Source organism: Pseudomonas sp. PDM18 (assembly GCF_014852585.1).
In the GTDB taxonomy this organism is placed as follows: Bacteria; Pseudomonadota; Gammaproteobacteria; order Pseudomonadales; family Pseudomonadaceae; genus Pseudomonas.
In genome coordinates, this window is record NZ_JACVBX010000027.1 from 1 (window position 1) to 10,547 (window position 10,547).

Annotated in this window: 13 protein-coding genes and 1 pseudogene; 8 read left to right on the plus strand and 6 right to left on the minus strand. The window is 55.5% G+C overall.

Annotated features, from left to right (window positions below; translation table 11 throughout):
• On the plus strand, nucleotides 1–123 hold a 123-nt coding region (locus tag IB274_RS29255; RefSeq protein ID WP_192436263.1), incomplete at its 5' end, for an IS3 family transposase.
• A gap of 151 nt (nucleotides 124–274) precedes the next feature.
• Here IB274_RS29255 and gloA read toward each other — a convergent pair.
• Nucleotides 275–661, minus strand: a complete 387-nt coding sequence (gene gloA / locus IB274_RS29260; protein ID WP_192436264.1) for a lactoylglutathione lyase — start codon at nucleotides 659–661, stop codon at nucleotides 275–277.
• A gap of 341 nt (nucleotides 662–1,002) precedes the next feature.
• On the opposite strand from gloA, the gene IB274_RS29265 reads away from it, so the two are divergent.
• The 7 genes and pseudogenes from IB274_RS29265 to IB274_RS30250 all read left to right on the plus strand — a co-directional run bounded on the left by IB274_RS29265 (nucleotide 1,003) and on the right by IB274_RS30250 (nucleotide 5,195).
• Nucleotides 1,003–1,359, plus strand: coding sequence for an IS3 family transposase (locus IB274_RS29265; protein WP_192436265.1), 357 nt, complete (start codon nucleotides 1,003–1,005; stop codon nucleotides 1,357–1,359).
• A gap of 15 nt (nucleotides 1,360–1,374) precedes the next feature.
• Nucleotides 1,375–1,746 carry an IS3 family transposase gene (locus tag IB274_RS29270; protein WP_192436266.1) on the plus strand — a complete coding sequence of 124 codons (372 nt, stop codon included), beginning with the start codon at nucleotides 1,375–1,377 and terminating at the stop codon, nucleotides 1,744–1,746.
• 83 nt (nucleotides 1,747–1,829) lie between these two features.
• Nucleotides 1,830–3,191 (plus strand): spinster family MFS transporter, encoded by a 1,362-nt coding sequence (locus IB274_RS29275; protein WP_192436267.1) that lies wholly within the window; start codon nucleotides 1,830–1,832, stop codon nucleotides 3,189–3,191.
• 983 nt (nucleotides 3,192–4,174) lie between these two features.
• The gene (locus tag IB274_RS29880) at nucleotides 4,175–4,300 is read left to right on the plus strand and encodes a hypothetical protein (RefSeq protein WP_263866469.1); all 126 of its coding nucleotides are present in this window, start codon (nucleotides 4,175–4,177) and stop codon (nucleotides 4,298–4,300) included.
• A gap of 85 nt (nucleotides 4,301–4,385) precedes the next feature.
• A pseudogene (locus tag IB274_RS30245) lies at nucleotides 4,386–4,547 on the plus strand (IS3 family transposase); the annotation flags it as partial.
• A gap of 208 nt (nucleotides 4,548–4,755) precedes the next feature.
• Nucleotides 4,756–5,109: a DDE-type integrase/transposase/recombinase gene (locus IB274_RS29285; RefSeq protein WP_192436268.1), complete on the plus strand. Its 354-nt coding sequence runs from the start codon at nucleotides 4,756–4,758 to the stop codon at nucleotides 5,107–5,109.
• Nucleotides 5,052–5,195: a hypothetical protein gene (locus tag IB274_RS30250; RefSeq protein WP_412548461.1), complete on the plus strand. Its 144-nt coding sequence runs from the start codon at nucleotides 5,052–5,054 to the stop codon at nucleotides 5,193–5,195. Before IB274_RS29285 ends, IB274_RS30250 begins: the two co-directional genes overlap by 58 nt.
• Before the next feature lie 33 nt (nucleotides 5,196–5,228).
• Here the strand turns inward: IB274_RS30250 and IB274_RS29290 are convergent, their stop codons facing one another.
• From IB274_RS29290 to IB274_RS29310, 5 genes are all read right to left on the minus strand, one after another.
• Nucleotides 5,229–6,209 (minus strand): fimbrial protein, encoded by a 981-nt coding sequence (locus tag IB274_RS29290; RefSeq protein WP_192436269.1) that lies wholly within the window; start codon nucleotides 6,207–6,209, stop codon nucleotides 5,229–5,231.
• Nucleotides 6,206–8,722: a fimbria/pilus outer membrane usher protein gene (locus IB274_RS29295; protein WP_225615096.1), complete on the minus strand. Its 2,517-nt coding sequence runs from the start codon at nucleotides 8,720–8,722 to the stop codon at nucleotides 6,206–6,208. Before IB274_RS29295 ends, IB274_RS29290 begins: the two co-directional genes overlap by 4 nt.
• An 82-nt stretch (nucleotides 8,723–8,804) precedes the next feature.
• Nucleotides 8,805–9,524 carry a molecular chaperone gene (locus IB274_RS29300; protein ID WP_192436270.1) on the minus strand — a complete coding sequence of 240 codons (720 nt, stop codon included), beginning with the start codon at nucleotides 9,522–9,524 and terminating at the stop codon, nucleotides 8,805–8,807.
• Nucleotides 9,525–9,572: 48 nt separating this feature from the next.
• On the minus strand, nucleotides 9,573–10,154 hold the full coding sequence (locus IB274_RS29305) for a fimbrial protein (protein ID WP_192436271.1): 582 nt from the start codon (nucleotides 10,152–10,154) through the stop codon (nucleotides 9,573–9,575).
• Nucleotides 10,155–10,438: 284 nt separating this feature from the next.
• Nucleotides 10,439–10,547, minus strand: a 109-nt coding sequence (locus tag IB274_RS29310; RefSeq protein ID WP_143972353.1) for an IS3 family transposase, incomplete at its 5' end; no start/stop codon positions are given.

A 10,547-nucleotide genomic window follows, 5' to 3' on the forward strand; every position in this document is an offset into this window, starting at 1 on the left:
CGCAGTGATGTGTTCGATTACATCGAGATGTTTTATAACCCCAAACGCCGGCACAGCAGCGCTATGCAGCTATCGCCAGTGGAGTTTGAGAAACGCTATTTCCAGAGCTTGGAAAGTGTCTAGGAAAACCGGGGCGATTCAGAGCTGCGTGAACTTTTTAATCAGTACAGAGACCTTTATGAAGCTGCGTTGGTTAGGGAAGTTTCACTTTTGTCAGAATTGACAAAGTGCAAAGCAGACCTCGTGAAGGCGAGGTCTGCTGGGGTAAAGCGGGTCAAGTAGATTTTTGAATGAGCTCGATTTTATAACCGTCAGGATCCGCAACAAATGCGATAACTGTTGTGCCGTGCTTCATTGGGCCTGCTTCTCTCGTAACGACGCCGCCATTATTTCGGATGTCATCACAAGCTTTAGCAGCGTCTTGAACTTCAAGGGCGATATGGCCATAGCCAGTGCCAATTTCGTAGCTATCGACGCCCCAGTTATGGGTCAGTTCGATGACACTGCTGTCTTCTTCATTACCATAGCCAACAAAAGCGAGCGTGAACTTACCTTCGGGATAATCTGACTTGCGCAGTAGGGTCATTCCTAAGATTCTGGTATAGAAGTCCAAGGACTTATCCAGGTCACCTACGCGTAACATAGTATGAAGCAGTCGCATTATGTTTCTCCTCATTTAGCTTTTCACATCATACATGAGCTTAGCTAGGATAGGCTGACACGATATCTGGTCTGTCCCGGGCTGAGTGGACACTGACTTAAGGTGGATAATGTCCACCGCAAGGAGTGTTCATGACCCAGACCAGACGACGTTTCCCGAATCCTTCAAACGCGAGGCGGTAGACCAGGTACTTGCCGGCACGCCGCTTCGTCATGTAGCCGAGACGCTCGCCATCTTCTCGCAGCCCACGAAGTGAAGTTCCGCGCCATCGAGGCGTTGGCTGATCGCTATCCCGCAGCGGCTTCTATGCCTGGCAGCAGCGGCCACTTTCGGCGAGAGACGTGGCGAGTCGGCGTCTGAGCAAGGAGATCCGCACCATTCACCACGAGGTGAATGGGATCTATGGCTATCGCCGAATCAAGACCGAGTTGGCGGCCATGGGGCATGCGTGTGGTCGACACCGGGTTGCTCGACTGATGCGCGAAGCCGGTCTACGCGTTCGCTCGCGCAAGCGCTGGCGGCTGGTTTCCAGCAGTCGTCATGCTCTGCCGATTGCCCCGAACCACCTGGATCGCCAGTTCGCCTCGGATCGCGCCAATCGGCACTGGGCCTCGGACATGACCTACGTGCGGACGGCCCAAGGTTGGCTGTATATGGCTGTCGTGCTCGATCTCTATTCACGCGCAGTCGTCGGTTGAGCGAGGCGCCACCGCATGCAGCATGCCTTGGTACAGGCCGCGCTGGAGATGGCCATTGCACGCCGACAGCCGAAAGAAGAAGCGCTGCAGCACTCGGATCGAGGCAGCCAATACTGCGCGTACGACTACCAGGGCTTGCTTCGGCGACATCGAATCGTGCCCAGCCATTCACGTCCCGGGAACTGCTGGGACAACGCCGCGATGGAGAGCTTCTTCCGTTCGCTGAAGGCTGAGCGGGTGTGCCTGACGCGCTGTGCCAGCTACCACGAGGCGAAAACCGACCTGTTCGACTACATCCGCTTTTACAATCACCGACGCCGCCACTTGACGCTGGGCTATCTCAGCCCGATGAAGTTTGAGCGGCGCTATGCGAGAAATAACTCTTAACTACCTGTCCACCAGATCCGGGACAGACCAGCTCTTGCCATTCGGAGTTTGAACTACCGTGTGAGTAAGGTGGAGGAATCTCGATGTGTAAGAACAACAGTCCTTATCCCTCGCGACTTCGTGCCTGGGTTACGGTCGCTATCCTTCTGACAGCCTTCGTGCTGTCTTTTATCGATCGGCAGATCATCAACCTGCTGGTCGATCCTATACGAAGAGACCTGGCCATCTCCGATACCCAGCTGAGCTTGTTGATGGGAATGGCTTTTGCATTGTTCTATACCGCCTGCGGCATCCCGTTAGGCCGAGTTGCTGACACTCGCAGCCGCAGAGGGCTGATTGCGGTGGGCATTCTGTTCTGGAGCGCGGCCACTGCCTTGTGCGGGGTGGCGAAGCTCTACTGGCATTTCCTCATCGGACGGATTGGCGTCGCTGTCGGGGAGGCTGCCCTGACGCCGGCAGCCTATTCGATGATTGCCGACAGCTTCCCTCCTGAGCGTCGCTCTACGGCCATTAGTGTCTACTCCATGGGGATCTACCTGGGCTCTGGGGTAGCTTTCCTGCTCGGTGGCATTGTTATCAAGTTCGCCTCCGCGCAGGGCAACGTTGAGCTTCTGGTCGTGGGGGAGTTGAGGCCATGGCAGATGATCTTCCTGATCCTTGGCGCCATCGGTGTTGCCTTCAGCCTTCTGCTATTGGCCATTCGAGAGCCCGTTCGCCAGGGGCTTGGAGCGGGGCAGGTGATTCCTGTAGCCGATGTCGCTCGGTATCTCGCACAAAACCGCCGTACCATCCTGTGCCACAACCTTGGTTTCGCCGGCCTGGCTTTTGCGGGTTATGGGGGAAGTGCATGGATTCCCAGCTTCTTCATGCGCACCTACGGTTGGGACGCATCTCAGGTCGGTATCACCTATGGCAGTCTCGTCGCCGTCTTTGGTTGCCTGGGCGTGCTTTGTGGTGGTCGGCTGGCCGACATAATGACCCGCCATGGCTACACGGATGCGAACATGCGTGTAGGCTTCTACGCCGCTATTGGTGCCCTGCCGACCGTGATTATCTACCCGCTTATGGACAATGGCTGGTTCGCGGCAATGATCCTGATTCCGTCGATTTTCTGCCTGAGTATGCCATTTGGGGTAGCAGTAGCAGCTCTGCAGGAGATTGTGCCGAACTCGATGCGAGGGCAGACCACAGCGATCTACAGCCTTGTGATTAGCCTGCTCGGCTTGGGGATGGCTCCGACGGCAGTTGCGCTGGTATCCGACTACGGCTTTGGTAACGGTGGCTCCTTGCGCTACTCACTGATGATCGTGACTTCCATAGTGCTTGTGTTCTCCAGCGTTATGCTTGGAAAAGGCCTGCGTCATTTCCGAGAGAGTGTGACGCGGCTTCAAACTTGGGAGCGGAATTCGTCCTCTCCACCTGGCAACAAGCTAGCGGAATCCTGAGGCGAAACATCAGTACCACCCGGCTGGCGCGGCTGCTTTGGTCAACTGCTGGAAGACTCAAATCGACAGAAGTCTCCAAGAAATCGCCATGCAAGAGCATAGATGGGGATTTTGGCGGCAGCATTGATCGTGTTTGTGGGCCTGCTGGCGAGTGGGAAAGTCTTGGCCTATCAAATTTAGATGCGGTAGCGCAAGCGTGGGTTCCGACAGGCACTAGCTGAAGCCAAGAAAAAGCGGGGCCAGCCCCAGTAGATTTATTGAGGAAACTGCACCAGGTGCACGCCAACAAGTGCACATCAAGCCCAGCCATCGAACTGGGAAATTTCGTCTTGGTCGGCGTGGGCAATATAGTCGCCTTGAGCTAGATTTCATCGATATTAACTATTGAGGGGTTCTTAATGTTTGTAGTTAATTTTTTGTTGAGTCAATATAGTTCTCCTGTTTTTTGCAAAAAAATAAGATTTTCTGAATGTTATTCGAAATCGTGCGTAGTGATTGAGGTCGCTACTCAATGTGCCATCGAGTCAATCCTTGAGCTTGCCGTAGTGACGGAGAACGATCAGAGACTTTAAGACTCCTGCTGCGAAGTCTAATTGGTTGCTGGTTAAGACAGCTTCTTAGCCAAGTGCCCAGACAAGACGGGCACTTGGGGCTGGCATTAAAAATGTTGATGTCTTTATAGGATTGTTCCTATCGATAGGTTCCAAGTGATCGTCCAGTATGTTGTTGTCTCTGAGCAACGCAGTGCTTGGAGCGCTTGTACATGATTGCTCTGCCTCTCTTTGTAGGATTTTCACAGCCCCCAAGCCGCTCGGGGGCTTTTTTTTGGGCGCTATTAAATGGCGAAGATTTCCAATTGGTGAATTCCGGGATTATTCTTAATGATTAAATTCCACTTGTGCAGAATGATAGGTCAGCTTGGTCTGTCCCGGGCTGAGTGGACACTGACTTAAGGTGGATAATGTCCATCGCAAGGAGTGTTCATGATCCAGACCATAAGACGTTTTCCCGAATCCTTTAAATGCGAGGCGGTAGACCAGGTACTTGCCTGCACGCCGCTTCGTCATGTAGCCGAGACGCTCGCCATCTTCTCGCAGCCCACGAAGTGAAGTTCCGCGCCATCGAGGCGTTGGCTGATCGCTATCCCGCAGCGGCTTCTATGCCTGGCAGCAGCGGCCACTTTCGGCGAGAGACGTGGCGAGTCGGCGTCTGAGCAAGGAGATCCGCACCATTCACCACGAGGTGAATGGGATCTATGGCTATCGCCGAATCAAGACCGAGTTGGCGGCCATGGGGCATGCGTGTGGTCGACACCGGGTTGCTCGACTGATGCGCGAAGCCGGTCTACGCGTTCGCTCGCGCAAGCGCTGGCGGCTGGTTTCCAGCAGTCGTCATGCTCTGCCGATTGCCCCGAACCACCTGGATCGCCAGTTCGCCTCGGATCGCGCCAATCGGCACTGGGCCTCGGACATGACCTACGTGCGGACGGCCCAAGGTTGGCTGTATATGGCTGTATATGGCTGTCGTGCTCGATCTCTATTCACGCGCAGTCGTCGGTTGAGCGATGCACCACCGCATGCAGCATGCCTTGGTACAGGCCGCGCTGGAGATTGCCATTGCACGCCGACAGCCGAAAGAAGAAGTGCTGCTGCACTCGGATCGAGGCAGCCAATACTGCGCGTACGACTACCAGGGCTTGCTTCGGCGACATCGAATCGTGCCCAGCCATTCACGTCCCGGGAACTGCTGGGACAACGCCGCGATGGAGAGCTTCTTCCGTTCGCTGAAGGCTGAGCGGGTGTGCCTGACGCGCTATGCCAGCTACCACGAGGCGAAAACCGACCTGTTCGACTACATTACATCCGCTTTTACAATCGCCGACGCCGCCACTCGACGCTGGGCTATCTCAGCCCGATGAAGTTTGAGCGGCGCTATGCGAGAAATAACTCTAACTACCTGTCCACCAGATCCGGGTCAGACCAGTCTTCTTCAGACTTTCCTTAACTGGAATAAGGTTTGCGTGACCTGAGCGCCGCTTTAATTATATTCCAGTATGTAATTTAGGATCGCATCCGCTCGTCCTGGAACTATATCGGCACTGCCTGATTTTACATATTGCGCCACAATCGGAAGCCGATAGATTTCCCCGGAAGCTTCACTGCGCGTCCAGGCCATGCTCAACGCGGATCCTTTAATGAACGGTAATTTGACTTTTCTGTCATTGGTCAAGGAAATCTCAACCCCTTCGGCTCCACCAGGCTGGAGGTTCAAGCGCCCAGCTCCGGGTGAGTTTCCTTCAAAATAGATTTTTACGGGCAACTTGGTACCTGCAGGCAATCCTTCGCAAAGAACATCGAGGTTGAATTCCTTGGGAGTGAATTTTGCGAGGTCCCTCAGGAGGACTTGCCCCATATTGATGTTTAGATTTTCTACACCTGAACAGCCCGAAAAGTAGTTCGGTGAGCTGACCTTTGTAGAGCCGATGAATAAACCTTCCATTACGGAAGCTCCCATGACGCGAAGCTCCAGCTTATGGTCGTAGTGCAACGTACCTGTTTCCACTTCGCGGGCGGTTCTAATGAATTCGATAATATAGTAATTCGTTTGCCAAACATTCGAGTTATTAGCATTGGCTACAGCCTTACTGTACGGCAAGATCGTCGTCGAATTGCGGGAGAAACGGACCCCGACGCCTTTGAGGTTGGTTTTGTATACATTGCTGAATCCGTCGGCCAGCCCCCCGTTTGCGCCAGTTGTTACATACTCTCCATACTCCAGCGTTGGGTATGTACTAACAGGTTGGCATCCATAAGCTTGGGCTGGAGCTGAGCCGGAGTATTGCTTAGCCATTACGCCACCGATATTGACCTTTGCGAGTGCAATGCTGGCGGGCACAGATCGTTCCACGACTCTGAATTCCGTTCCGCCGTTATCAGACCAGCGACAGCCCTCTGCCGCCCATAAAGATTGCATTGCTAAAAGGCTGATGATCGTAAGCGCTAGAGAGGAGGTTTTCATAGTATTTCTCCCGAACAGGTAGCCTTGACTTCTTCATATTTCAGTTTTGAGTTGCGTTCGGGCAGCTTGTAGGGGACCGCGCAACTGCCCTTGGCCCAACGCACTTTCAAAGTACCTTTCTCTGGGATGCCGAAGACCAAAGCGCGGGATAAGTTGTCTACGACCGCCAGCAGCTTGTTGTCTTGGTCGAGCACCTGGGTGGCAAAGGGCAGGGGCGACCCATCGGCCTGCGCAAGTACGAACTGGATGCGGCGGCCGGAGGCGGCATCGAAGCTGGCCTTGACTATGGCGCCGCGGCGCGGCACCAGTTGTTTCGATGTCTCTCCGACATCCACATCGCTGCCCAGAGTCTTTGTATCCAGATTCAACCAGTTGTAGCGATAGGGCTGGACATAGCCGGCCACCATGTAACCTGCGTGGTCTGTACGCACGTGTGAGTTTTCCAGGCCAACATCTTTGACGCCGGGAACCTCGATGAGCGCAAAAGTCTCACCGACCGGTTGGCTCAGGGTGATGCCATCGCTGTGTGCGATCACCGAGCCTGAGGCAGTCAGATCATAGTGGTTGGCTGTACCGCTGCGAGACATGTTGCCGGCCAGTTTCGCCGAGGGGGCATCCCAAGCCATGCCGGCGCCAGCACTGTGTTCGCTGCCGAACTGCCCGGTATGCGCGGAATAGGAGAGGTTGTTGCTGTCGTTCAGGTAGCCCGAGACGCCAGCCTGCAAACTGTCCTGTCCTTTGCCTGCTGTGGTGGCATTACTGTAGAAGCGCTGGGCGCGTGCGCGCGAGCCAAACGGGATGCTGACCGAGACCGTCAACTGATTGTCCGAGCCGCCGGCTTGTCCGACATCCTGGGTATGTGACGCCGAAACGTTGTAACTCAGATCCTTGTAGTTGCTGCTGAATCCCAGCTGCAGACGCCGAGTGCCGCCGGTACGGTCCCAGTAGTTGGTTTCGCCCGCGCTCAGATACACCGAGCCGCGGGAGCCGATGGCCTGGTTTACCGTGAGGTCCAGCCGATGCTTGGGGCGACCTGAGTAGTAGTACTCGTCGTTGCGATCGCGTTCCTGTTCGTCGATATGCTCATTCAGCGTCCGATAACCGGAAGTCGAATAGCGATAGCCCGCCATGGTGAAGGTGGTATCGGTCTGGTTCAGGGTCTTCGAATACAGGAAGCGCACGCTCTGACCAGCCGTGGATTTGCCGCGAGTGGGGCGCGAACGGCTGGTGGTCACGTCCATGGACATGCCGCCCAGGGAGGAGTTGACGCCAACGCCGGCATTCAAGGCAGAGTAGTCTTCGGCATGCAGCAGACCGCCGTAGCTGGTCAGGTTATGGCCGAGGCCATACACAGCCGTACCCTGTAGGACGGTGGGCTTGCTCGAACGTTCGCCGTCGTACTGGCCCAGCGACAGGTGATACTGCAGGCTACCGCGCCGGGCCATGATGGGCAGGTAGGAATACGCCTGGGTGAATTTCCTTTCGCGACCGTCTTCCTCGACGATGGTGATTTCCAGGTCGCCGTTGGATCCGCTGGGATAAATATCGCGAATCTCGAAGGCGCCAGGCGACACTGAGGTGGAGTAGATCACGTACCCGTTCTGGCGGATCTCCACCCGTGCGTTGGATTCAGCAATACCACGGACAGTGGGCGCATAACCGGCCTCGTCGTCCGGCAGCATGCCGGTGTCCGAGCTCAACTGCAGGCCCTTGATTCGGCTGCTGTCGAAGATGTCCCCATCGGTATACAGCTGGCCCAGGGCGAAGCGTGATTTCAGGCTGGTAATATCGCGCTCAACGAAGGTCCGGTTACTGGTGAAGGTGCGCGGCATACCGGTGCCCTGCCTGATCGAGGAGTCGTTGCGCAGGCGCCACGGGCCGATGTTCAAGCCATTGCGCAAACCGAGATAGCCGTAATCGCTGCTGGAGTCTGCATCGCTGTTGCGATCGAGGTTCACTTGGTAGTCGCTGAAAAGCGCAGTAATGCCTTCATCCCAAAGGGAGGGGTCCACGTAGCCACGGGAGTTGCGTTTGATGTAGGCCTGCGGGACGCTAATCTGAAGTGCCAGTTGGGCGACGTCCATCTCGACGGCTGCATCTTCAATACGCAGCAAGTGCACTGGCTCGTCGTCAGTAGCATCAGTCGCTACGATGCCTTCCTGCTGCAGCCGCTCCACATCGACTCCCATGCTCCGCAGCAGCCCCAGGGGCAGTACGGGACGCGCTTCACCCATCTCGGCTTCTGGATCGTTCTGAAAGGTTACTTCCGCACGACGATCCAGGCGCTGGTTGAGATACAAGTCCACATCGTAAGTGCCAGGGAGTACTGCGTTGGCATTCTCGAAGTAGCGTAGATCAACACCCTCGCCCTTATCCTTGAGGAAGGACGCGTTGAACTGTGCAGCTATCACCGGGGCGCCATTTAGCAGACTCAGTGCGGCCAGGCAATAAGCGCCAGCTCCCGGCGCTAGCCGGAATAAAGCGTTTGGCTTACATGAGGTACGTGCGAGCAAGATGACACCTCCCGGGCGAAACGTGGCCTGGGAACTAAATCCCGTGGACTCTTTGAATAGGTTGTTTGGGTGGCTTTTGAAATTAGAACTGCACGGTGGTGGAGTGCTTGGTAATCGCGCCGTAATCGTTGATGGCTTCCCAGTGCACTTTGATATCGCCCTGGTAGTTGTCTGGAAGTTTTTCGATGGTCATCTTGTTGGTTCCCTTGGGGGAAAGCATTTCCGACTTGACTTCGTATTCCTTCATATTGGCTATGACTTTCACCGAGTTCAGCGATACATGGAACGCGGAAGTATTCGCGGCGAGCAAACGGGTTCTACCGCTTTCGTGCAGGACATGCCATTTAACGGACTTGGCCGCTTCTTCGGCGCTCCCCGGCAGGTTGGCGGGGCGATAGAAGACCTTCAGGCGCTGGCGAAAAGCGATCTGCAGCCCGTTTTCATTGGTCGAGGCCTGGGGGATTTCCTGAATGTTCAGCCACAGGACTGTCTCCTGATTCTCCGGCAGGCCTTTGCCCTGGTAGAAGATGCGCAGCAGTTGCTGTTTCTTGGCTCCCAGGCGGGCGAGAGAGGGCGTGAGGGCGAATGGGACATCGCTGCTGACCTGTCCGGCGGCAGGTTCCAGCCACGACTGGATCATGATATCGGTGGTGTTCTGGTTGCGTACCTGGATAGAAGCTTCGCGGTCCGTGGAGGGGTAGACGATACGTGTGCCGCCTACCTGGATATTGGCTAGGCACACCGAGGAAACAGCCGATAGGGCCAGCACTTGGGCTAAACGCAGAAGATTAATGGCTTTCATAAGTAACCTCGTAGTGATGCGGGGGCGTTGCGCCCCCGCTGGTAGCGCTTACTTGTAGGACAGGGTGAAGGGCAGGGTGCCGTTGGCGGTACCTGGCTCGACGACATCACCGTTTGCAACGTAGCCGGCACGCATGTTCAGCGCGGCGGTGTAGTTGTCGCCGTTTTGAACGAGAGCGGCGACGAAGGGCTGGGTAGCCTGCAAATTGAGCAGCTGATTGTTGGTGTCGTAGATGCCGATACCAACGCCGACTGCGGTGCCTTCGGTACGCAGCAGCTTGCCGTTTCGGGCATCGATGCCCGAGCCGGCGATCGGGTCGAACTTCAGCTCGACGCTATTCAGACCGGCGGCGGTGTTGCCGCAATCGATGAGCAGGTTGATTGCGGTGCCGCCAGCAATGCCGGCACCGGCTGCGCCGCCGAGGGAGTCCATGCTGACCTTGCCCAGATTCACGTCGACGACCTGATTGCCTGCAGCGCCGCTGACGTTGGCACCGGCACCGCCGGAGATCTCGCAGGACGCAGCGATGATTTCACCGGTGAAGTTGATGGTGCCGTCGGCGGCGTGAACTTGGGTGCTCATTGCTGCCAGGATGGCGGAGGTAAGGAACAGGGATTTGAAAGTATTCATTCTGAGGATTAGTCCTTGATAATTAGGTTCTTGGTGAGGGTTAATAGTTTTCCTTTGGAGCCCGTCCATAGTGGCAGTAAAGGATTAACGCTAGACATAGGAGTTCTCTGAGTTGAATCAGAATTATCTTTCTAGAGGTTGTTGACGGAGGTCAGTTTTATCCTGACTTGATAAGAATCTCATGCCCCGGCTGCGAGGTGCTCCGAAATTATCACTATTGGCGAGAGGGGATAGGTTTATGTGATCGGGTGTTTAATTGGTCTGTCTGAATCGCCCCGGCTTTCCTAGACACTTTCCAAGCTCTGGAAATAGCGTTTCTCAAACTCCACTGGCGATAGCTGCATAGCGCTGCTGTGCCGGCGTTTGGGGTTATAAAACATCTCGATGTAATCG

Excerpts from the sequence above, each read along its gene's own strand:
- IB274_RS29305 (WP_192436271.1), bottom strand. The coding sequence starts at position 10,154 with ATGAATACTTTCAAATCCCTGTTCCTTACCTCCGCCATCCTGGCAGCA.
- gloA (WP_192436264.1), bottom strand. The coding sequence starts at position 661 with ATGCGACTGCTTCATACTATGTTACGCGTAGGTGACCTGGATAAGTCC.
- IB274_RS29290 (WP_192436269.1), bottom strand. The coding sequence starts at position 6,209 with ATGAAAACCTCCTCTCTAGCGCTTACGATCATCAGCCTTTTAGCAATG.
- IB274_RS29270 (WP_192436266.1), top strand. The coding sequence starts at position 1,375 with ATGCAGCATGCCTTGGTACAGGCCGCGCTGGAGATGGCCATTGCACGC.
- IB274_RS29300 (WP_192436270.1), bottom strand. The coding sequence starts at position 9,524 with ATGAAAGCCATTAATCTTCTGCGTTTAGCCCAAGTGCTGGCCCTATCG.
- IB274_RS29880 (WP_263866469.1), top strand. The coding sequence starts at position 4,175 with ATGATCCAGACCATAAGACGTTTTCCCGAATCCTTTAAATGCGAGGCG.
- IB274_RS29285 (WP_192436268.1), top strand. The coding sequence starts at position 4,756 with ATGCACCACCGCATGCAGCATGCCTTGGTACAGGCCGCGCTGGAGATT.
- IB274_RS29275 (WP_192436267.1), top strand. The coding sequence starts at position 1,830 with ATGTGTAAGAACAACAGTCCTTATCCCTCGCGACTTCGTGCCTGGGTT.